Consider the following 20,425-nt stretch of genomic DNA (forward strand, 5'->3'; position numbering starts at 1 on the left):
TCCGCCCATTACCGCTAAGTCTCGTTATGAAAGCAGCTCTCTCCTCTACACTGTTGCCCACTGCATGGCGCGACACTCCCCATCATTACGGTGTCGTCAGTCGTCTACTGCACTGGCTCACTGCGCTATTAGTGCTTACTCAGTTTTTTGTCGTGGTCATGTGGCGTGTGTTTGGCGAAACGAGCGTGACGTTAATGCTGTCACGGTTAGCGCCACACGGAGCGATTGGCCTACTGCTATTGGTCATCACCTTAGCGCGATTAGTCTGGTGGTTTAACCAGCGTGGTCAGCGGCCTCGGCAGCTGCGCACGTTACGTGGCCGGCTGGCTAGCGCCGTGCATGGCTTGTTTATGTGCTGTTGATGCTGATTTCCAGTCTTGGATTAATCAGAAACTACGCCGGCGGCTGGCCACTCAAGGTCTATGGTATTGAGGTGATTCCTGGTGCAGAAAACAACCTCCCAGCGCTTATGCTCCCTGCCGACCTGCTGCACAGCCCGCTCTCTTGGTTACTGCTCCTGCTGGTCGTCGGGCATATCGTGCACCAACGCTTGCCGTTGATGACAAAAATAAGCGGCCGGTCACGGAAAAATTTCTAAATGATAACTATTAGCGATACAATGCACTTTTCATTCGCGCGACGTCCGCTTGGCCAGGAGTGACGCATGTTTAACGTTCAGGGTGCCACTTTCGCCATCAACGGCAAGCCCCTTCTTCAACCGATTTACCATACTTTTGAAGAAGGCAAGGTGTATGGCCTGATTGGCCATAACGGCTCTGGCAAATCGACGCTGATCAAGCTGCTGGCGCAGCAGCAGCCCGTCAGTGAAGGCGATATTCATTTTGATGAACGCCCTTTGCAGGCGTGGGGGCATCGTGAGTTTGCCCGTCAAGTTGCCTACCTGCCCCAGCATCTACCCAGTGCCGAAAATCTCACCGGACGCGAGCTGGTGGCGTTTGGGCGTTACCCCTGGCACGGTCTACTAGGTCGCCATAATCAAACAGACAAAGAGGCGATTGAGCGGGCGATTGCCCTCACCCACACGGAAGCCTTCGCCGACCGCTTGGTAGATACGCTTTCAGGCGGTGAACGCCAACGGGTGTGGCTCGCCATGCTGATCGCCCAAGGCAGCCGTTTTTTACTGCTGGATGAGCCGCTCGCAGCGCTGGATATCGCCCACCAAATGGAGGTATTGGCGCTGATTCGTAAGCTCTGCGACGAGCTGAATCTGGGCGTGATCATCGTGCTTCACGACATCAACATGGCCTCGCGCTACTGCGATGAGCTCATGGCGCTTCACAGCGGCCGCCTGCTGGCCCACGGCAAGCCCGATGCTCTGATGCAAAACGACACGTTGGAAGCCATTTACGGGCTACCCATGCAGGTCATGCAGCATCCAAACGGCGGGCACCGCATAGCCGTGGCGCAATAATGGCCACGGCTGGAAGACGAGTCGTTCTCAATTAACTCTTCAACTGATAAGCATTATCGCTTATGCTGGCGCTCTACCCACGTGCGCTTATCACGTCTTGGAGTTCGGTTATGCCTCTCGCCTTGCGCCAGCCCGACACCGCCCTGCCACTGTCTCTTGCTGATTGCTATCAGGGGCCGCTTGAGCACTTTACGCCGCCATTGATCGGTGGTGCGGTGCCGCATGGGGCTATCAAGGCATCTCGTTGGCGCAACGCTGCGCTGCTCGAAGAGGATATGGCGTGCTACGCCAGCTGCTACCCCGGCGGAGATAAGCGAGCCATTGCCTCGCTCTGGTCGAAGTGGCACTTCAGCACCGTTACGGTTCCCACGCTGACGGCTCATCTGCTGCTGAACCGCGACCTACCCGTCGGGCTCGACGATCTCTATGTGATCCAAAATGAAGAAGGCTGCGCTCAAGGGCTTTGGCTGCCCCATGAAGGCGAGCGCTTTACAACGCAGGACACCACCGAGCGCTTTACCACGCTCATCGAGCAGCACTGGGCACCGCTCATCGAGCGTCTCTCGGCCATTTCTGGAGCCGCACCACGGGTATTTTGGAGCAACGCAGGTGGCTACGTGGATTACTACGTTAACGCCCTAGCCGCGCATCCTTTGGTTAACCAAGAAGCCCTGGCCGCCACGCGCGCGCTGCTGGAATCGCGCACCCTCAACGGGCAGCGCAACCCGCTATTCGAGCCAGTGCGTACGTATCAGCCCAGCGGCAGTGAAGAGGTCAAGCGGGTGCGCAAGCTCTGCTGCCTGCGCTACCTGCTCGATGAGTTTGACGTATGCGGTAATTGCCCGCTAGAAGGGTGCGACCGCCAGGCGCGGCGCAAAGGGTAAGCCGCTCATTACGAGCTGATCTGCGCCACCGCGTCCTCACTGGCCTGTGCCCGCTGCTCTCCCGTCAGCTCACTCAGCTGCCCCTTGGACATCTCCAGTAAACGATCCGCATGGACGAAGTAGCTGTCGTCGTGGCTAATGGCAAACACGGTTTTGCCCATTGCTTTCAAGTGGGGTAACAGTTCGCGGTAAAACAGCCGCCTGAACTGCGGGTCCTGGTCCGCTGCCCACTCATCCAGCAGCAAAATATCCCGCTCTTCGGCAATCGCCAGCAGCAGTGCCAAGCGCTTGCGCTGCCCTTGCGAGAGCTGAGTATTCACCACCCGGTCATCTTGCCACTCAAGCTTATGCTGCATCTGCAGCCGCTCAAGCCAGGTCGCGACCAGCGCGGAGTCAGCCGCTTTGCCGCCCGGCCCCATGGCTTGGTCGAACTGGTGAAAATCGGTAAAGACGCTGGCAAAGCGCGCCCGAAACGCAGCCCACTCTTGCGGGCTAAGCTCCTTTCCATCCACACTAATTTGGCCACTTTGCGGGCGGTACAATCCTGACAGCAGACGCGCCAGCGTCGATTTACCACTGCCGTTACCGCCAATCAGAAACACCTGCTCGCCACGCGCCAGCGTGAGATTGAGCGGTCCCACCTGGAAGCCTTCGCCCCCGGAGGACGGCGTGTAGCGATACACCACGTTAGTGAGCGTTAAGCGCTGCCAGTCGTGGAAGCGATCCTCCACATCAAAGCCCGGCTGGTACTCCGCTAGCTCCAGGCTTGCCAGTTTATCGAACGCCACTTGGGCGCTGATTAACGTGGGCCATGCGCCCACGGCCTGAATCAAGGGCGTGCGTAAAAACAGCAGGGTTAGAGCAAAGGTGGCTGCCACCGCCGAGCTTGCCCAGCCCAGCACGTTGGCCATGAAGAACACCACGCCAATAGCGCCCAGCATCATGATATTGGACCAGTTATTGGCGCTGAGGTGGTAGGTATCTGCGCGAATAATATGGTGGCGGTACGCTTTTGCGTTCTTCGTGTAGGATTCATCAAAAAAGCGCCGCGCACGGTCACGGTTAAGCGCCAGCTCTTTGCGGCCCTCGATCGCCGATTGATAATCCTTGTACAGTCGATCCTCGCTTTCGCGCACCTGATGGAAGTGGCGATACACTTTCGATACCAGCACCCAGCCAACGCCCATGGTGAAGGCCATCCACAGCACGGTGATCACCACCATCTGCGGCGAGAGCCACGCAAGGTACGCCACCGAGGCCAGCGTCAGCACTACGCCTTGCACCAGCTCCGGCAGGCGCACGAAGCCGATGGTGATATTGCGCACATCGCTGGAGAGACTTGCCAATAGCGTCGCGTTACCAAGCTGCTCTAACCGTTCGATATCGGTATCCAGAATCCGCTTCACCAGCCGGGAGCGCAGATCGAAGACGAAGTAGTGGCCCAGCAAGGTAAGCGCTAGCTGCGTGCCCAGCGTGACCGCCAGCAGCAGCGCCAATAGCCCTAAAAACTGGGGCAATGCGGAGAGGGCACTGCCCGCTTCGATCAGCCGCTGGTTGATGAACGCAATCACCCCCACCCCTAGCCCAGCACTCACTAGGCTCAGCACCAGTGCGCCTAGAAACGGCCAGCGGTAGTGACAAAAAACCACCCGCAATAATTCCATGCTGCATCCCCTTTACACATAAGCGGCGAATTGTGACGCACTTCCCCGGCAAGTCAAACAAAGAGACTGATTTTCATTTACGCAACGTGACGTGCACGTCTTTACTCACCAATGTGGGGTTGGTTAACTGCCCTAGCCAACAACAGAGAGAACGCCATGGTGGATTACAAATTACTGCATGCCCTGGCCACCGTGGTGGAGTGCGGCGGCTTCGAGCGGGCAGGCGACGTGATGGGATTGTCGCAATCGGCCGTTTCGCAACGAGTGAAAGCGCTAGAAGTTCGCCTGGGCCAGCCGGTGCTGATACGCCATCCCACTCTTGCCCCCACCCCTGCGGGCCAGCGATTACTCGCCCACTACCAGCAGGTGCAGCTATTGGAGCGCGATTTACACGACGCCCTACCGACCCTGGAAAGAGCCGCCCCTCGGCTCCGCATCGCCGTGAATGCCGATAGCGTCGTCACCTGGTGGGCCGACGCTGTGGCGGATATCTGCCAATCGGAGGAGGTGCTGCTCGACCTGGTTATCGAGGACCAGGACGTGGGCTTAAAACGCCTGCGAGATGGCGATGTTGCCGCCTGCTTATGCGCCACGCCCCAACCGATCGCCGGTGCGCGCTGCCTGCACGTGGGAGACATGCTTTATCAGCCACTGGCATCGCCCAGCTACGTCGCACGCTTTTTTCCAGAAGGCCCTAGCGCAGAGGCTTTTCAAAAAGCTCCCGCTATCGTCTTTGGCCCCCACGATCAACTACAGCATCAGTTTTTGGCCCAGTGCGGCTACCAGGGGCACTTTCCCTACCATTTGTGCCCTTCGTCAGAGGGCTTCGTGCGCTTGGCCATGGCGGGCATTGGGTACGGCATGATTCCGCAGCGCCAAGCTGCCGAACAGTTGCAATCAGGCCAACTGGTGAGTATCGCGCCGGGGCACGGGTTAACCGTACCGCTCTACTGGCACTTTTGGCGACATAGCGGGCAGTTGATTCAGCGACTCACTGAAAGTCTGAACCGTCTCACGCTTTAGCATCATTCTCATCTGCTGGGAGGGAATCACGGCTACACTCAAAGTGGTTTTGGATGACCCACGCCATCCTACCCGCACCACGAAGGCGTCGTTCTTTCGCCCTTTCGTTAGCGATCAGGGTTTCCTGAGCGGAGTAAAAACATCACAAAAGCGAACGCTATGGATGCTCACGGTTGGTTAAAGCGCTTACTGCTCTGTCTCGTTGTCCTCTCGTTCAGTGGGTGCCTTCAGGCAAGCGCCGCGAATACGCTGTCGATCTCTCCTGAACACGCCCGCTACTCGCTCAACGACGTCACTCGCTACTGGCACACCGAGACACCGCTAACGCTACGTGACGTGCTGGACCACACGAAGGACTTTCAATCCGTCACGAGCGATGACGACTTACACCTCGGCTATACCCAAGGCGACACGTGGCTGACCGCTCGCTTGCACAACGCCTCGCCCCGCCCGGCCACCTGGCTGGTAACGTTCGAATATCCTTTTTTGGATGTCGTCACGCTTTACACCCTGAGAGCGCAGTTTAGCGAGGTGCAGCAAAGCGGCAGTGCGCTACCGCTCTCGGCGCGCGCGCTCGCCCACCGACAGGCGGTCTTTCCGGTGATGCTCGCCGGTGGCGAAACCGTCACGCTGTACAGCCAAGTCACCGCCGCCGGGAGTAAGGTATTGAATTACAGCGTGATGACGCCGGACAGTTTCTATACCCAAAACGATCGCCACAACTTTTGGCTAGCCACGTACTTCGGCATGCTGCTGGCGCTGGGTGTGTATAACTTTCTGCTCTTTTTGGGTCTCAAGGAGCGCGTCTTTCTCTACTACGCGCTGTTTAGCTTTGGTTTTACTCTGGCGATCTTGACCTTCAATGGCCTGGGAACCCTGATCTTCTGGAGCGCTCTCGGCGAGCACACCGCGCGGCTCGTGGCCATTGGTTTCACGTTTGCCTCGGCCATGGCCACGCTGTTCGCTCAGAGTTTTCTCAACACGTGGCGCTATAGCCCCCGCTGGCACCGTATGCTGTCAGGCTGCCGAATGATCTACTGGGTCGCACTGCTCGCCGCCCTGCTGCTACCCATACAATACGCGCTACGCTTGATGGATGTGGTTGGGTTCAGCGCGTCGCTGCTGCTGTTAGTATGTGGAATTTACTGCAGTTGGCGACGCGTGCCGAGCGCTCGCCTGTTCGTGGTCGCGTGGTCGATTTTTTTACTCGGCGCGGCCGTGTTCGCGCTGCGCAACATGAGCATACTGCCTGCGAACTTCGTCACGCTGCATGGCATTCAGATCGGCTCGGCCATCGAGATGCTGCTGCTCTCCTTTGCCTTGGCAGCCAGGTTCAACAAACTGAAATGGCAAAAAGAGCGCGCCCAGGCCAACACCGTCGCCATGCTTAAGAAGCAGGAAGCCGCCTTGGAAGCCAAAGTCGCTGCCCGCACTCATGCGCTAGAGCAGCTTGCCAACCACGACATGCTCACGGGGCTACTGAATCGGCACGGCTTGGTGCGCTACGCCGAAGCGGCCCTGGCCCGCAGCCACGACCAACACGAGCCGCTGGCGCTGATCATGTGCGATCTCGATCGCTTCAAACCGATCAATGATCAATTCGGCCACGAAGCGGGAGATTTCGTGCTTCAGCAAGTGGCCAAGCGGCTAGCGCACGTGGCGCGGGAAGGCGACCACTGCGCGCGCTTTGGTGGAGATGAGTTCATCTTACTGCTGGAGCACATCCAAGACCCCAGCCTGCTGGACGATATCTGCAGCCGCATCACCCAGGCCGTGAGCGCACCGATCAAGCTGCCCTGCGACGCGCTGGTGCAGGTCGGTATCAGCATCGGGATGAGCCTGAGCCGCGACGACAACTGCACGCTCGCGCAACTGCTCAAAGAGGCCGATTGCCATATGTACGCGGAGAAATCACGCCAAACCAACCGGTCTTACGGCTATGGTTCGGCGTGATAGGAGGAGAAGCGGCGCCGCTTAGTCAAACAGACTCATGCGTTTCATCACGTTGTCGCGTTTGATACGCCAGTGGAATAGCGCCCCCGCAACGTGCAGCGTGATCAGCACCACCAGTGCCCAGCCCAAACGCTCGTGCCACATGAACAGGGTTTGCGAGAGAGCGTCGTTCTTACCCAGCAGCCCTGGCAAGTGCCAGTGGAAAAACTCGACGGGGAAACCGCCTGTCGCCGTGGCAGCCCAGCCGATCAGCGGCATCGCCACCAATGCGGCATACAACAGGTGGTGAACGCTGGTACTGACCATACGTTCGAAGGCGTTCAAAGGCGGATCGTGATCCGGCACCACGAACGCCACTCGCGTGATGATGCGCAGCGTCATGAGCAGCAGTATCGTGACGCCCAAAGTTTTATGGCTGGTATAGAGCAGGTTCGTGAGCGTATTCCCGACCAGCGCCAAGGTGCGTTCATAGCCCAAAAACCCCAGTGTCAGGCCGCTCGCCAGCGAGAGCAGCACCGCCAGTGCCACCAGCCAGTGCAGCACCCGGTGTGGATAGATATAGTGATCTAACTCGTGCATTCAAGACTCCCTGCCCAGCCATGTCGTCACCGTCAGCATAGTGCAACGTCGACCCGTTAGAAAAATAATGATTAGCCAGCGGTTTACCTTATAACGCTTCGCTGGCAGCCGCTAGCTGTTCGCGTATCAATTCACCCAACCGCCGTGCGGGCTCGGATGGACGGTGCGGGGCGCGGTGCAGGGCAAGCTCGATCATCGGCAGTGCAGGCAACCCGCTGCTCTCATCCAGCGGGCGCAGCGTAGGCGTGAGCATACTGCGAGTCACGACGACCACTGCCAAGCCCGCCGTCACGATCGGCGCTAGCCCCGCCATGGATTGGCTCGTATAGGCCACTCGCCAATCTCGCCCGGCGGCTTGCAGCGCCTGCTCGGCCACTTCGCGAAATACATCCGCGCCTGGGGTGTAAAGCGCCAGTGGAATTGGGTCACTCAAGGAGGGCTGCTGGTGTACTCCTACCGCCCACACCAGCGGCTCACGGCGAATGACATCGCCCCCGGGGGAGTGCCGCTGGCGCGTCACCAGCGCCAAATCCAGCGCCGAGGCTTTCACTTGTTCGACCAAGTGGGCGCTGGTGCCGCACTGAACCGTCAGCCCTACGGCGGGGTAAAGCTGGTGAAAGTACGCAAACACCGACGGCAGCAGTGAGGCGTAATCCTCAGGAATGCCCAGCGTAAGATCGCCAGTAATCTGGCGGGCCTGCATATCGCTCCAGGCCTCGTCATTGAGCGCCAGCAGCCGTCGTGCATGGGCCAGTAAACGCTCGCCCTCTGCGGTAAAGCGCAGCCGCCGCCCTTCCCGTTCGTGCAGGCTCACCGCGAGCTGCGCCTCCAACCGCTGCAGCTGCATGCTCACCGTCGACTGCGTATAGGCCAGCCGTTTTGCCGCCGCCGTCACGCTGCCGGTGTCCGCAATGGCTACCAGCGTCCTCAATAGCGTCAAATCAAACGTGGGTGCCCGCATACATCACCATTGTTGATGATATCGATCATAAAAGATCGTTATCTTGATGGGTAAGTGATGAGTATGCTGCGCGGCATGGGACACTTTCAAGACGGGGTCCCTTGACGGCTTGAATCATCGACGGCTTTAGGAGACGCATCATGCACCCCCTTCACTCCCCGGTAGCGGTATCCTCAACATACAGCGTGTGTGCCGCCTTGCTGGCGGTGACGTTATGGAGCATGGCACCGCTGCTGGCCGAACTCGCCAATGCCACGGCCCCCTTACAGCTCACCGCCCTCACGCTGCTAGCAGGCGCGCTGGCCACGCTGCCGCTCAGCCGTCGTGTTTCTATGCCCACCTGTTCGCTGGGCTGGCAGCTGATCGTCTGGCTGGGTATCCCGCTGCTGATCGTAGGTGCCGTCAGCAGCTATTTCATTGGTATGCGTCTCGCCCCCGCCGCCGAAGCGGCGTTGATTACCTATACATGGCCGGTGCTGTTCGTGCTGCTGAGCCAGTGGAGCCGCTGGGGACGGTTGCAGTGGGCAAGCGTGGCCGGCGCGCTGATCGCTTTTTCGGGCGCGGCGATATTACTGCTGCCCCAAGCGCTCAGCGGGGGAGTTGGCGGTTCGGCTTCCGGCTATGGCTTGGCGCTGCTGGCGGCCTGCTGCTGGGCACTCTATTCATGGCTAGGTCAAGCGGCCCCTATCTCACTCACGCCGCTGCTGCCGCGCTTATTGTTGATTGCTTGTGCACTCACCTGTATCGCTAGCGATTGGCTGGAGGGTGACGTGGCGCTGCCCCGCGGCGAAGCGCTCGTGGCAGGCATCGCGCTAGGCTTGGGGCCTTACGGCATCGCCATGGTGGCGTGGGACAAAGCGCTGCGATTCGGTCACGCCAGCCTCGTGGGCAGCTTGGCGTATGGCGTGCCTATCTTGGCAGCGTTGCTACTCGTCCTGGCAGGCATGAGCGTATTCGACTGGCGGCTACCTACGGCCGCCCTGCTGGTGGTCGTTGGGTGCTTAAAGGCGGGCCGCTGAGGTGGGCATCATCATCTCGCTAAACAGCACGCTGGCCAGCAGCTCTGGCAACCAGGACGGCGAAAAGGTGTCACTCTCGCTGCTCTGCATTTCCGAGAGTGGCCACCACGCGTAGCAGGGCGTGGCGTCACGGCCATCGTCCAGCATCAGCCTGCCCTGGGCGTTGTCGTGGGTGTCAAGCTGGGTATCAGGACAGCGCACCAAGAAAAAGCGCTCTTCACCGGTTTGGCCCGCTTTCGCGGTGTGGGCACGCTGGCGAAGTAGCGGCCCCAAGGGGCAGGTAAGCCCGGCCTCCTCGAAGAGCAAACGGATTGCCGCCGCCGGGTAATCTTCATCGTGGGCCAGCGCGCTGCCGAGTAGCGTCCAGTGGGGAGGCGATGCCTCGCGTTTGAGCAGCAAGCGGCCCTGAGTATCGACCACCAGTAGCTGCACTTGCCGAGCGGCTTGCGTATCGAGTGTCATAAGCGATCCATGCCTATTGGTCTTCGTGGGAACAATAAAAAAGCAGCTCCCCCACACGTCTCGTGTCGGCGAGCTGCTTTTCAGCGTAGTCGATAACCGGCGATTTGTTTTACGCCATTAGGAGCAATCGCAGAGCTAGTTTATTGGCCCAGGTAACGCGGCTTGGCCACGCCTTTCAGCGCCTCAAGGGGGAGCGTGAGGGTTGGCTGGCCCGCCGCATAGGGCGCAATGTCATAAACGTTGTAGGTTACTTCCCAGCGGTCCTCCAGCGGCGCAATGTTGCGGCTTTTACTCAGCGGCCACTGGGCTGCAAACTGCGCATCAAAGCCCATCTCAGTGATCCAGCGCTGATGCGCGTCAGCCAAAAGGGTATCGAAAGCGGCCTCCTGCCCGTCCACCAGCATGTCCTCGGGCTCGACGATGCGCCGCTCGCGCTCATCGATGACCATGTATTCAGTCAACGGAAGCCCATGCGCTTGGCCGGCATGATACACATAGCTATTGAGTTCGATGACCAACAGGTCGTGATGACGTGCGTACACCGTGGCTTCCAATAGCGCTTCGCTGGTCATGTCACCAGGCGCGGCTTGGTTGTCCTCTTCAGCCAGACTCAGGAAGCGCTCGGCGTACGCGTCCCAGCTCTCGGCAGGGGCAGCCGTCTCGTCGCTGATCGCCATGCCTAGGGTGAGCAAGCGGGTTTGTAGGGCCTCGCTTGACGCAGGCGCCTGGGGAAATGCCAGCGCTGAGATAGTCACCGTCGAACACTGCTCCCCTTGGCATCCCGGGGCCACGTACTGTTTTTCCACGGCCAGCGAGGCCAATGCAAACGGCTCTGAGGGCGATGTATCAGCGGCCAAACAGCCGCCCAAGAGAAGCGCTCCGGCGAGCGATAGACCCACTCCTAGTGTTTTGAACGTGCGTAGCATCTTAACCTCCTTGTGAATCACTCACCCTATGAGGCGGGCTGATCATCGTAGAACGGCAACGCCCCTGCAGAGCGGCAGGGGCGTTGTTGAAAACGAACCGATACTTCGCGGTGGCTTTAGGTGTCCGGCTGCATTTCGGTGGGTTCTGCGCTCACCGCTAGTTCGAACATACCGCTGCCGCTGGCGCTAAAACCGCGTGCGCTCACGGTATAGGTGCCGGGCAGTAGCGCCTGCTCTAAACGGGCGTTGGTACCACCGCCGCTGTCGTCGTCAGTATAGGACACACCTTCGCCGTACAGTTCAAGATACGTATCGAAGTCGTTAGAGCTCATGCTCAGCGTGACGAGCGAGCTTTCCTCTATCGTGAGCTGATAGGTCAGAGCCTCGCCGCTGTACCAGCCGTTGAGCGTTTCATCGGGAGTGAGCGCGCCTTCGTTGCGTAACTCGACATCGTTCGGCAGATCACGCGGCTCGATGGCGAGGGTGAACAGCCCGCTGTCAGTGCCGTAGGCGGTACGGGCCGTGAGTTGGTAAGTACCCGGCGCGAGAAAATCGGCAATGCGCGCATTCAACTCACCCGCACTGTCATCATCTTCACGGTAATAACCGTTAGGGCCCTCGAGTACCAAGTAAGCGTCCACATCGCTGGAGCTCATATCGATTTGGTACATGCCCGCTTGGTCGATCTCTAAGTCATACGTGACGTCTTGCCCGCTGTACCAGCCGCTCAGCGTATCGTTGGGGGTGACGGTGCCATCGTTACGCAGCTCGCCATTCCCCGGCAGCTCATGGGGCTCGGCCGTCAGGGTGAACAGGCCACTGCCATCACCAAAGGCAGAGCGGGCAGTCAACGTGTACTCACCGGGGGCAAGAAAATCGGCAATGCGAGCATTCAACTCACCCGCGCTGTCGTCATCTTCGCGGTAGTAATCGTTCGGGCCTTCCAATTCTAGGTACGCATCGAACTCATCGGCACGCATTTCGATCTGGTACATGCCTGCTTCTTCGATGGTTAGCGTGATCTCACGTTCGGTGGTATCGAGCCAGCTATCGATGGGCGTACCCACCGTCATGGTATCGGCATCGCTCAGCTCAATAGTGCGGCTGTTGACGTTGAAAGGCCCATAGCTATGCGCATCGGCACCGCTGATCACCACGATGTAATCGCCGCTCTCTTCGATGCGGTGGCGTACCGTGTCTGCGTTGGCCAACAGTTGAAGCTGGTCGTCATACAGGGCGACGGTGCCCTGCAGCGCCCCGCTCAACGACACCTCCACTAGCGCCTCTTCGTCCAACGTGATGGCATAACGGGTAAAGCGGCTGCCATCTTTACCGTTGAGCTCGCTCGCGGAGGTGATCTCACCACGCGCACGCTCGCCCAAGGTGAGGTACTCCAGGCCCTGCAGGGCCGCAGGCGTCGTGTCCTGCTCGGCCGTCGTTTCTGCGTCGGGCGCTTCTGCAGGAGGGGCCAGGTTTGGCAACGTTTGCGCGGCAAAGTAGCCAACGGCAACGCCGCCCACCGCCACAATCAACAGTGTGAGAGAAGAAGACTTAGCCATGGGTGCATCCTTGTTCATTGGCGAGGGTGGGTGACGCCATAGAGAGCATCGTGAACGATGGGAAATTATAAGGTGCTTAACGAGTTAAAGTGAGCGTTTGATGAAAAATAGTGCATCGCCCACGCGTCTTCATTAATTCACTTCATTGACGCTGCTTAAGCCACTGAATCTCAAGGGCATAGCGCCGTTGAACAAAAAGCAGAATTATGGAGCTAATTGCGTCGATCTTCTTAAAGCTTGCCGACCTCCAGAGGGCAAGCTACTATCCATACGCCTATCGGCACCTCGTCAACGAATGCGGAGTCCGCTTTACGAACCACTGAGGTACTCCTATGGGAGACTATCTACGTACGATCCGAACGAGCGTTTTTGCTGTTTTATTGCTATTGCTCTTTGTCAATCAAGCAGTTGCCAGTCAAGCCGTAACGACCACAGAGTTACAAGAAGGGGTGGCTTCTTTTTACAGCGACCGCTTTCAAGGGGCCACCACCGCTAGTGGCGAGCCCTTCGACCAGCAGGCACTGACCGCAGCGCACCCTAGCCTGCCCTTCGGTACCAAAGTGCTGGTCACCCGCCCGGATACTGGGCAAGAAGTGGAAGTACTGATCAATGATCGCGGTCCGTTCGTCAAAGGACGCATCATCGACCTTTCCAAGCGGGCAGCGCGGGCACTCGGTATGATTCGCCGAGGGACGGCCCCCGTGATGATCACTCTGGTAGATTAACGGATAACACACCCGCAAGCGTGTGATACCCCTTAAACGATCAGCGTTGCCCCAGGGCAACCCCTGCTGAGCAAAGCGGCCCGTTCGGGCCGTTTTTTTTGGTGTGAACGTATGGCGAACTTGCAAGCGTGCTAATGGTCTCTACCCTGCAAGGAACGTTACGTTTACTTCAATGCAGGAGGCAGCCATGCAATCTCGTTTTTATACCCTCACCGACTACCCGACCGGCTTACCCAAGCGCGAGCTATTCTCCCTGGAGAGCCAAGCGTTACCCGAGTTAGAAGAGGGCGAAGTGCGTATTCGCAACCACTGGCTCTCGGTCGACCCTTACATGCGTGGTCGTATGAGCGGCGTGCACACCTACGTCGCCCCCTTCGAGCTTGGCAAGCCCATGGAGGGCGGTGCGATTGGTGAAGTCATCGCCTCGAACCACTCCAGCTTGAAAGTAGGCGATAAGGTGAGCCATATGGGCGGCTGGCGCGATGTCGCACAGTTGCCGGGGGACAGCGTGACGGCCCTTCCCGACACGAACGTGCCCGACCAAGCCTACCTAGGGGTGCTCGGCATGCCCGGCATGACCGCCTGGACAGGCCTCAACCTGATCGCCGAGTGCAAACCGGGCGATAATGTCCTCGTCAGTGCTGCCAGCGGCGCAGTGGGCTCCTTAGCCGTACAGCTAGCAAAAGCGAAAGGCTGCCACGTGGTGGGCATCGCGGGCGCTGCCCATAAGCTTGCTTGGTTGGAATCCCTCGGCGTCGAGCCGGTCAGCTACCGTGACCGCAGCGCGCAAGAGTTAAGCGATGCCATCAAGCTCGCCAGCCCCAACGGCATCGACGTCTATTTTGAGAACGTAGGTGGTATCTGCCTCGAAGCGGCGCTCAGCCAGCTCAACGAGGGAGCGCGCATTGCCGTCTGCGGCATGATCGACAGCTACAACACCGAAGCGCCCACGCCGGGGCCAAATAACCTCTCGCAGCTCGTGGTTCGTAAGGCCAAAATGCAAGGGTTCATCGTGGCCGATCACTGGTCCAGCTACCGCTACTTTTTGAACGAGGTCGCGCCGCAGGTCGCCGATGGCAAGCTGGACTACAAAGAGACCGTTAAAGAGGGACTCGACAATACGCCCGATGCCTTCCTGGCGCTCTTTGAGGGGGGCAACACCGGTAAAATGCTGGTTAAGCTGAACTGATACGCCCTCCCCCAGGCAGGTTACGCTAGGTTAAATCTACCTATCATCGCTTCCCCTCCCTTCTAGCCGCGCTATGTTGAGTAGCGCGGCTTTTGGCATTGGTATCGATTAGCCAGCAAAGTATTAGACCAAAAGCGAATTGATTATTAAAATCACAGCTAATCAATGTGTGTTTTAACCCATCGGCCCTGCCGATGGGTTAGGGCACGTTGTGGAGCCGCCGCAGACCTTGTCGGTTAAGCGGCATCAACTCGTTGTTAAGAGGGGTTTACCTCATGGATGAACACACGCGTGCTCGCGGCAAATGGCCAGCCTTGGTGCTGGGTTTGCTGCTGGCGTTAGCTGGCATTGCACTTGCCGTAGGTGGCGGCCAACTGCTCATGCTAGGCGGTAGCGCCTACTACTTGATCGCTGGGGCGGGCTTAGTAGTGGCCGGGCTGCTGCTGGCCTTGCGCAAAGGGGCGGCACTTTGGCTGTACGCCCTCATTTTGTTCGCCACTCTGGTGTGGGCACTTTGGGAAGTCGGGCTGGATTGGTGGCAACTGGTACCTAGGGTCGCCATTCCCTGTCTCATCGGCATCATCATGCTGCTGCCGTGGTGGCGCAAACCGCTCAACTCGCGGGGTGGCAGCTTGGCGCTCATGGCCAGTATTGGCGCGGCGATCATCGTTGCTATTGCCAGCCAGTTTAGCTACCCAGGCACGGTGGAAGGCACCATCGAGTCCGCCAATAGCACCGAGGCCGTCAACCCAGCCCAGGTCGCGGGCGACGACTGGCCTGCCTACGGCGGTACCAATGCCGGCACCCACTACTCGTCACTCGACCAAATCACGCCCGAGAACGTTGGTAAATTGGAAGAAGTGTGGCGCATCCAAACCGGCGATGAACCCGGCCCCAACGCCCCGCCGGAAATTACCAACCAGAACACGCCACTGAAAGTCAACGACAGCCTGTATATCTGCACGTCGCATAGTCGTGCCATGGCGCTGTCACCGGAAACCGGCGAAACCCTATGGGAGTTTGACCCCAATATCAGCACCATGGGCGCAGACGACTTCTCCGGTTGGGCCCACATGACCTGCCGCGGCCTCGCCTACTACGATGCGTCTAACTACGAAGCCTCGAACGACGACGCTGACAACACAGACAGCAGCACTAACGATGGCACGGCGTCTGCGGAAGACGGCACGGCCACTCCTCGCGTGCTGTTCGATGACGGCAGCCAGTTCGACCTGGACCTGGCCTTCCTGCTATTCATCAGCGGCCTCGGCGACAGCCCGGCGCTGGCATCCGATGAAGGTGACACTTCTGAGATGATTAGCGCCACGGACGTAATGTGCCCGCGCAGGCTGTACTTGCCCACTGCCGACGCCCGCCTGATTGCGCTGAATGCCGATACCGGCGAGCGCTGCGAAAGCTTTGGCAACAACGGCGAAGTGGATCTCACCAATAACATTGGCGAGTTCTCCCCTGGCGGCTACTACTCCACCTCTCCGGCCACGGTGACGGAAGACTTGGTCATTTTGGGCGGCCACGTCACCGACAACAGCTCCATCGACGAGCCGTCCGGCGTGATCCGTGCCTTCGACGTGCATACCGGCGAGCTGGTGTGGAACTGGGACAGTGGCAACCCAGACGACACCGCCCCACTCGAAGAGGGAGAAACCTATACCCGTGGCTCTCCTAACGTGTGGGCACCGATCAGCGTCGATGAAGAATTGGGGCTCGTGTATCTGCCCATGGGCAATGCTACCCCGGACCAGTACGGCGCTGACCGCTCTGAAAACGATGAAACCTACAGCGCAGGGCTCGTAGCGCTGAATTTGGACGACGGCCAAGTGGCCTGGGTCTACCAGTTCGTTCACCACGACCTGTGGGATATGGACACCCCGGCTCAGCCGGTCTTGATCGACCTAGCAACTGAAAACGGCACCCAGCCCGCCGTGATTCAGCCCACCAAGCAGGGCAGCCTCTACGTGCTCAACCGGGAAACCGGCGAGCCCATCGTGCCGATCGAAGAAGTGCCCGCACCGCAGGGGGCTATCGAAGGCGACTGGACCGCAGAGACGCAGCCGCGTTCGGCGCTGAACCTGCTGCCACCGCCGCTCACCGAGCGGGATATGTGGGGCGCGTCACCGTTCGATCAGATGATGTGTCGCATCCAGTTCCGCTCGCTGCGCTACGAAGGCCAGTACACGCCGCCCTCCTTGGAAGGCAGCATCGTTTACCCGGGTAATGTGGGGGTAATGAATTGGGGTGGCGTTGCGGTCGATCCTGAGCGCCAGGCGCTGTTTACCGGCGCGAAGTACCTTGCGTTCGTGTCTACGCTGGTGCCCCGTGACCAAGTCGAAGAGGGCCAAGGCTCCGCCAGCGAGCAGGGCCTACAGCCCAACGAAGGCGCGCCCTATGCGGTAGAACTAGGGCCGCTGCTTTCCGTGTTGGGCTTACCCTGCCAAGCGCCATCCTGGGGCGATGTGGCCGGTATCGACCTGCAGGATGCAGAAGTCGTGTGGAAACATCGCAACGGTACCACCCGCGACAGCATGCCCTTTGGCCTGCCGATTGGGTTGAACGTGGGCGTGCCCGCGCTGGGCGGCCCGCTGACCACTGCTGGCGGCGTCTCATTCCTCAGCGGCACGCTGGACCAGTACCTGCGCGGCTACGACATCACCACGGGTGAAGAGCTCTACAAAGCGCGCTTACCCGCCGGTGGTCAGGCCACGCCGATGACCTATACCGGCGCCGACGGCCGACAGTACGTGGTGGTGACAGCCGGTGGTCACGGCACCTTTGGCACTAAGATGGGTGACTACGTGATTGGCTACGCGTTACCGGAGTAACTGCTAGCTCTACGAAGTCAGCTAGATAGAAAACGGGCGGCCATTGGCCGCCCGTTGTCATTAAGGTCATTCACGCACTTAAGGTGAGACGATCTGAGTAGCCCGTAGCGGGGGTCTTTCGCCATGGATGGCGAAAGTAGCGTCCAAGGAGGGATTCACAGCGCCCCCGCCTAGGGTTACTCAGATCGTAGGCACACCAAGCGATAACATCGATTTTTTCTGATTAAAAACTCAACTCTACGCCACCATAAACGCTGCGCCCTGGAGCGGGTTCATAAAAGCGCCCAAAGGTGCCGTTCAAGCGCACATTGGAGTAGTGCTCTTCATCCAGCAGATTTCGCAGGCCCACATAAGCGCTTAGCCGAGTCTGTTGGCTTAGCTGCCAGCCGTCTCCCACCCTCAGGTTCACCAGCCAGTAGCTATCCACCGACGTCTCATTGGCATTATCGGCCACCAAGTCACCGACATATTCGGTCTCCAGCGTGGCAAAGCGCTCGTCGAGGTTCTCCCACGTTAGCTGGTTCACCCAGGTTTGTTCCGGCAGGCCGGGAATGCGGTTGCCATCGAAGCGTTCAGAAGGAGTGGCAAACTCGTCGAACTCGTAGCGCGCCAGGGTCAGCGCACTGTCCAAACGCCACTGGTCGGCCAACTGCCACCCCAGCGCCAGCTCGACACCATCACGGTTGGTATCCCCGGCGTTCTGGTAGAACGTGCGGCCGCCTTCATCGTAGGGCACCAGCTCATCGCGCACACGGACGGAGAAGAGCGCGACATCGTAATCCAGCGCCAGCGGCTCGATGTAACCACGCAGCCCCACTTCACGGTTCCAGGCTTTTTGCGGCTCTACGCTGGGGTTGAAGCCACCGCCAGCGGGGTTGGCAAACTCAGAGAACGTCGGCGTCTCGAAGGCCGTGCCGGTATTGATATACGCTTGGTGCTGCGGGCGATAGCGGTAGCTCAGCCCGGCAGAGCCGCTCCACTCGTTGAAGGTGCGCTGGCCGCTCTGGTCACCGTCGGCAGCAAAATCGTCGTCGACATCAAGATCTACCCGGTCAAACCGCGCGCCCAGCGACAGCGTCAGCGGCTCCGACAGCGCTAGATCTCCCTGAGCAAACACGCCAGTGGAGGTCGCAGTTTGGGTTTCATCGGCGAGCGGCTCGCCCACCGCCCCTTGGGGATTCACATCGTTGCGGAAGCGGTCATCTTTCTGGCGAGCGGCATCCACCCCAACGATGTAATTCAGCGGCAGGTTGCCTAGCGTTACCTCGTGGTGATATTCAGCGCTAGCGCCCATGTAATCGCGCTGATAGCCCAGGCGGCTGCTGCCCACGAACGGTAGCTGTTGCTCAAAATCCCGCTGAGCGATAAAGCCTTTCAGGTACAGCTCGCCCTCCCCTGCGGACAAATCCTCGTATTGAAGGCCAATCAACTGCTGGTCGACGGTTTGACCGGCATCCAGCGCCAGCGAGTTCGGTGCGGCTTGGTCGCGCCCTTCGGCCACCTCGCGGGCGTTGAGCGCGCCGGGGTCTTCCGAACGCGGGTTGTCCAGCAAGTTGATGATGGCAGTGAGTGCCCGTTCGCTGCCCAACTCACGGCGCAGCTTGGCATTGAGCAGATACTTCTCGGTGGAACTCTGCTCCCGGTAGCCATCTACGTTCAGCGCAGTGAGGCTGATATGGTGCGACCAATCCCCCTGCACGCCGCCATTTTGCAGCGCCATTTTCTGGTAGCCATCGCTACCGGCGCCCATGCGCAGCCGAGTGCCGGGGTTGTCGCGTCCATCGGCGGTGGTAATGTCGATCACGCCACCCGCCGCGTTGCCGTAGAGCACCGAGGACGGCCCGCGAATGACCTCAATGCGCTCAGCGCTATCCAAATCAATCGCATCTAGCTGGGCCTGCCCATCCGGCAGCGTGTAGGGAATGCCGTCCACCATTACCGTAATGCCTCGCACCCCAAACGGCGCACGGGCACCAAAGCCGCGAATCGAAATACGCTGCCCCTGGGCAAAATTATCGCGGTTCTGCAGGAAAACGCCCGGCACCCGGTTGAGCGACTCATCCAAACGCACCCGCTGCTGGCCTTGGGCAATGGCGTCTTGCTCTATCGTCGAGACCGCAGCAGGCGTGGCGTAAAGCTCTCGCGCCAAGCGCGGTGCGCTGACTTCTACAGTGGGCAGCACGGCTTCTGTATCGGTTTGTGCCCATACGGGGGCGGCAAAAGCGGTGCTGAGCAATAGCAGTGAAGGGGGGAGATAGCGTGTCATGGCATCCTTTCCAATGAAAAAGTCCAGTGAATTATCCGTGAGCGTTCAACGTCATGACGCCCGACGGGGAACGACCCCGTAAAATGATGGTCGTAAGATGAACCGGCTCATTAGCCAAGTGTAGGGAATCGTTCTACACTGGCGGCTGGGCAACATTATACTAACGGTGTAAGCAAAGGAGGCTACATGGCGTTTACCGCGACTGACCCGATCAAGATGATTTTTGCGGTTATCTTTCCCCCGCTAGGGGTGTTTTTTGAGGTCGGTTTCAAAGGACACTTTTGGCTCAATATCCTGCTGACGCTCTTTGGCTTCATTCCAGGCATCATTCACGCCTTTTACGTCATATTGAAGCACTAGCCTCTCTCATTGCGTGATCAGTTTAACAAACGCCGCCTTGCATTGCGCAAGGCGGCGTTTTCGTTTAACTCTGGTTGAAACGGCGTAGCTACTTGCCGTGCAGGCGTCGATGCAAAGCGTGTACTTGCTCGTCCAACCCTGGCACCGGGCCATCTACCGCAAGCCCTGGCACCACGTCGTGGATCGGTAGCGTAGCCACCGGCGGCGTTGCAACGTCCCACTCGGCCAGCCACTGCCCTAGCTGCTTGGTCGAGCTGACGTAAACGATCCGCCCCAGCCCTACCCAGCCGTGGGCTGCCGCACACATGGGGCAGTGCTCACCCGAGGTATACACCGTGGCGGCTGCACGCTCTTCCGGTGATAGGTGATTGGCTGCCCAGCGGGCTAACGCAAACTCAGGGTGCTGCGTGGCGTCGCCTCCGGCAATACGGTTGCGGTCTTCCGCCAGTATCTCGCCCTGGGCGCTGACTAATACGCTGCCAAAGGGTTCATCACCGGCATTGAGCGCCTCTTCGGCCAGCGCCACGGCGCGTTCCAGGTAGCGGTACTCATGATCGTGAATCATGGCTTCCTCCTATCGCTC

The 20,425-nt window shown here is 59.3% G+C and carries 19 protein-coding genes; 11 read left to right on the top strand and 8 right to left on the bottom strand.

From position 1 onward, the window contains the following. Nucleotides 1–26: 26 nt before the first annotated feature. The 4 genes from QIT27_RS02135 (at nt 27) to fhuF (ending at nt 2,316) form a co-directional block, all read left to right on the top strand. Entirely contained in the window at nt 27–362 is a 336-nt protein-coding gene (locus QIT27_RS02135) for a cytochrome b (protein WP_285262752.1), read from the top strand. After that, nucleotides 362–598, top strand: a complete 237-nt coding sequence (locus QIT27_RS02140; RefSeq protein ID WP_285262753.1) for a hypothetical protein — start codon at nt 362–364, stop codon at nt 596–598. The genes QIT27_RS02135 and QIT27_RS02140 overlap by 1 nt, the downstream gene beginning before the upstream one ends. Nucleotides 599–664: 66 nt before the next feature. Further along, nucleotides 665–1,432 carry an ATP-binding cassette domain-containing protein gene (locus QIT27_RS02145; protein ID WP_285262754.1) on the top strand — a complete coding sequence of 256 codons (768 nt, stop codon included), beginning with the start codon at nt 665–667 and terminating at the stop codon, nt 1,430–1,432. Between the two features lie 110 nt (nt 1,433–1,542). After that, nucleotides 1,543–2,316 carry a siderophore-iron reductase FhuF gene (fhuF, locus tag QIT27_RS02150; protein ID WP_285262755.1) on the top strand — a complete coding sequence of 258 codons (774 nt, stop codon included), beginning with the start codon at nt 1,543–1,545 and terminating at the stop codon, nt 2,314–2,316. Between the two features lie 8 nt (nt 2,317–2,324). Here the strand turns inward: fhuF and QIT27_RS02155 are convergent, their stop codons facing one another. Beyond that, nucleotides 2,325–3,980 carry a multidrug ABC transporter permease/ATP-binding protein gene (locus QIT27_RS02155; RefSeq protein ID WP_285262756.1) on the bottom strand — a complete coding sequence of 552 codons (1,656 nt, stop codon included), beginning with the start codon at nt 3,978–3,980 and terminating at the stop codon, nt 2,325–2,327. A gap of 156 nt (nt 3,981–4,136) precedes the next feature. Between QIT27_RS02155 and QIT27_RS02160 the strand changes: the two genes are divergently transcribed. Next, complete coding sequence (locus QIT27_RS02160) at nt 4,137–5,003, top strand: LysR family transcriptional regulator ArgP (RefSeq protein WP_285262757.1); 867 nt, start codon at nt 4,137–4,139, stop codon at nt 5,001–5,003. A 159-nt stretch (nt 5,004–5,162) separates the two neighbouring features. After that, nucleotides 5,163–6,956: a diguanylate cyclase gene (locus QIT27_RS02165; RefSeq protein WP_285262758.1), complete on the top strand. Its 1,794-nt coding sequence runs from the start codon at nt 5,163–5,165 to the stop codon at nt 6,954–6,956. A gap of 21 nt (nt 6,957–6,977) precedes the next feature. On the opposite strand, the gene QIT27_RS02170 is transcribed toward QIT27_RS02165, so the two are convergent. After that, complete coding sequence (locus QIT27_RS02170; protein WP_253016767.1) at nt 6,978–7,535, bottom strand: cytochrome b; 558 nt, start codon at nt 7,533–7,535, stop codon at nt 6,978–6,980. An 88-nt stretch (nt 7,536–7,623) separates the two neighbouring features. Further along, nucleotides 7,624–8,496, bottom strand: coding sequence for a LysR substrate-binding domain-containing protein (locus QIT27_RS02175; protein WP_159341319.1), 873 nt, complete (start codon nt 8,494–8,496; stop codon nt 7,624–7,626). A 140-nt stretch (nt 8,497–8,636) separates the two neighbouring features. Here QIT27_RS02175 and QIT27_RS02180 point away from each other — a divergent pair, with 140 nt between their 5' ends. Beyond that, on the top strand, nt 8,637–9,515 hold the full coding sequence (locus QIT27_RS02180) for a DMT family transporter (protein ID WP_285262759.1): 879 nt from the start codon (nt 8,637–8,639) through the stop codon (nt 9,513–9,515). On the opposite strand, the gene QIT27_RS02185 is transcribed toward QIT27_RS02180, so the two are convergent. The 3 genes from QIT27_RS02185 to QIT27_RS02195 form a co-directional block, all read right to left on the bottom strand. Next, complete coding sequence (locus QIT27_RS02185) at nt 9,498–9,977, bottom strand: NUDIX domain-containing protein (RefSeq protein WP_159341317.1); 480 nt, start codon at nt 9,975–9,977, stop codon at nt 9,498–9,500. The genes QIT27_RS02180 and QIT27_RS02185 overlap by 18 nt on opposite strands. 140 nt (nt 9,978–10,117) lie before the next feature. After that, nucleotides 10,118–10,903 carry an RsiV family protein gene (locus QIT27_RS02190; protein ID WP_285262760.1) on the bottom strand — a complete coding sequence of 262 codons (786 nt, stop codon included), beginning with the start codon at nt 10,901–10,903 and terminating at the stop codon, nt 10,118–10,120. Between the two features lie 116 nt (nt 10,904–11,019). Beyond that, complete coding sequence (locus QIT27_RS02195; protein ID WP_285262761.1) at nt 11,020–12,462, bottom strand: hypothetical protein; 1,443 nt, start codon at nt 12,460–12,462, stop codon at nt 11,020–11,022. 332 nt (nt 12,463–12,794) lie between these two features. On the opposite strand from QIT27_RS02195, the gene QIT27_RS02200 reads away from it, so the two are divergent. From QIT27_RS02200 to QIT27_RS02210, 3 genes are all read left to right on the top strand, one after another. Beyond that, nucleotides 12,795–13,187 carry a septal ring lytic transglycosylase RlpA family protein gene (locus tag QIT27_RS02200; protein ID WP_253016757.1) on the top strand — a complete coding sequence of 131 codons (393 nt, stop codon included), beginning with the start codon at nt 12,795–12,797 and terminating at the stop codon, nt 13,185–13,187. Between the two features lie 187 nt (nt 13,188–13,374). Continuing rightward, nucleotides 13,375–14,376 carry an NADP-dependent oxidoreductase gene (locus QIT27_RS02205; protein WP_285262762.1) on the top strand — a complete coding sequence of 334 codons (1,002 nt, stop codon included), beginning with the start codon at nt 13,375–13,377 and terminating at the stop codon, nt 14,374–14,376. Between the two features lie 275 nt (nt 14,377–14,651). Continuing rightward, the gene (locus tag QIT27_RS02210; RefSeq protein ID WP_285262763.1) at nt 14,652–17,216 is read left to right on the top strand and encodes a glucose/quinate/shikimate family membrane-bound PQQ-dependent dehydrogenase; all 2,565 of its coding nucleotides are present in this window, start codon (nt 14,652–14,654) and stop codon (nt 17,214–17,216) included. Nucleotides 17,217–17,439: 223 nt separating this feature from the next. Here the strand turns inward: QIT27_RS02210 and QIT27_RS02215 are convergent, their stop codons facing one another. Next, nucleotides 17,440–19,482 (bottom strand): TonB-dependent receptor family protein, encoded by a 2,043-nt coding sequence (locus QIT27_RS02215; RefSeq protein WP_285262764.1) that lies wholly within the window; start codon nt 19,480–19,482, stop codon nt 17,440–17,442. A gap of 186 nt (nt 19,483–19,668) precedes the next feature. On the opposite strand from QIT27_RS02215, the gene QIT27_RS02220 reads away from it, so the two are divergent. Then, nucleotides 19,669–19,842, top strand: a complete 174-nt coding sequence (locus tag QIT27_RS02220; protein ID WP_044629799.1) for a YqaE/Pmp3 family membrane protein — start codon at nt 19,669–19,671, stop codon at nt 19,840–19,842. Nucleotides 19,843–19,930: 88 nt separating this feature from the next. Here QIT27_RS02220 and QIT27_RS02225 read toward each other — a convergent pair whose 3' ends face one another. Then, nucleotides 19,931–20,407 carry a nucleoside deaminase gene (locus tag QIT27_RS02225; RefSeq protein WP_285262765.1) on the bottom strand — a complete coding sequence of 159 codons (477 nt, stop codon included), beginning with the start codon at nt 20,405–20,407 and terminating at the stop codon, nt 19,931–19,933. Nucleotides 20,408–20,425 lie beyond the last annotated feature (18 nt).

The sequence above is a fragment of the Halomonas sp. LC1 genome, assembly GCF_030247125.1.
Taxonomy (GTDB): domain Bacteria; phylum Pseudomonadota; class Gammaproteobacteria; order Pseudomonadales; family Halomonadaceae; genus Vreelandella.

Excerpts from the sequence above, each read along its gene's own strand:
- QIT27_RS02135 (WP_285262752.1), top strand. The coding sequence starts at position 27 with ATGAAAGCAGCTCTCTCCTCTACACTGTTGCCCACTGCATGGCGCGAC.
- QIT27_RS02140 (WP_285262753.1), top strand. The coding sequence starts at position 362 with ATGCTGATTTCCAGTCTTGGATTAATCAGAAACTACGCCGGCGGCTGG.
- QIT27_RS02145 (WP_285262754.1), top strand. The coding sequence starts at position 665 with ATGTTTAACGTTCAGGGTGCCACTTTCGCCATCAACGGCAAGCCCCTT.
- fhuF (WP_285262755.1), top strand. The coding sequence starts at position 1,543 with ATGCCTCTCGCCTTGCGCCAGCCCGACACCGCCCTGCCACTGTCTCTT.
- QIT27_RS02155 (WP_285262756.1), bottom strand. The coding sequence starts at position 3,980 with ATGGAATTATTGCGGGTGGTTTTTTGTCACTACCGCTGGCCGTTTCTA.
- QIT27_RS02160 (WP_285262757.1), top strand. The coding sequence starts at position 4,137 with ATGGTGGATTACAAATTACTGCATGCCCTGGCCACCGTGGTGGAGTGC.
- QIT27_RS02165 (WP_285262758.1), top strand. The coding sequence starts at position 5,163 with ATGGATGCTCACGGTTGGTTAAAGCGCTTACTGCTCTGTCTCGTTGTC.
- QIT27_RS02170 (WP_253016767.1), bottom strand. The coding sequence starts at position 7,535 with ATGCACGAGTTAGATCACTATATCTATCCACACCGGGTGCTGCACTGG.
- QIT27_RS02175 (WP_159341319.1), bottom strand. The coding sequence starts at position 8,496 with ATGCGGGCACCCACGTTTGATTTGACGCTATTGAGGACGCTGGTAGCC.
- QIT27_RS02180 (WP_285262759.1), top strand. The coding sequence starts at position 8,637 with ATGCACCCCCTTCACTCCCCGGTAGCGGTATCCTCAACATACAGCGTG.
- QIT27_RS02185 (WP_159341317.1), bottom strand. The coding sequence starts at position 9,977 with ATGACACTCGATACGCAAGCCGCTCGGCAAGTGCAGCTACTGGTGGTC.
- QIT27_RS02190 (WP_285262760.1), bottom strand. The coding sequence starts at position 10,903 with ATGCTACGCACGTTCAAAACACTAGGAGTGGGTCTATCGCTCGCCGGA.
- QIT27_RS02195 (WP_285262761.1), bottom strand. The coding sequence starts at position 12,462 with ATGGCTAAGTCTTCTTCTCTCACACTGTTGATTGTGGCGGTGGGCGGC.
- QIT27_RS02200 (WP_253016757.1), top strand. The coding sequence starts at position 12,795 with ATGGGAGACTATCTACGTACGATCCGAACGAGCGTTTTTGCTGTTTTA.
- QIT27_RS02205 (WP_285262762.1), top strand. The coding sequence starts at position 13,375 with ATGCAATCTCGTTTTTATACCCTCACCGACTACCCGACCGGCTTACCC.
- QIT27_RS02210 (WP_285262763.1), top strand. The coding sequence starts at position 14,652 with ATGGATGAACACACGCGTGCTCGCGGCAAATGGCCAGCCTTGGTGCTG.
- QIT27_RS02215 (WP_285262764.1), bottom strand. The coding sequence starts at position 19,482 with ATGACACGCTATCTCCCCCCTTCACTGCTATTGCTCAGCACCGCTTTT.
- QIT27_RS02220 (WP_044629799.1), top strand. The coding sequence starts at position 19,669 with ATGGCGTTTACCGCGACTGACCCGATCAAGATGATTTTTGCGGTTATC.
- QIT27_RS02225 (WP_285262765.1), bottom strand. The coding sequence starts at position 20,407 with ATGATTCACGATCATGAGTACCGCTACCTGGAACGCGCCGTGGCGCTG.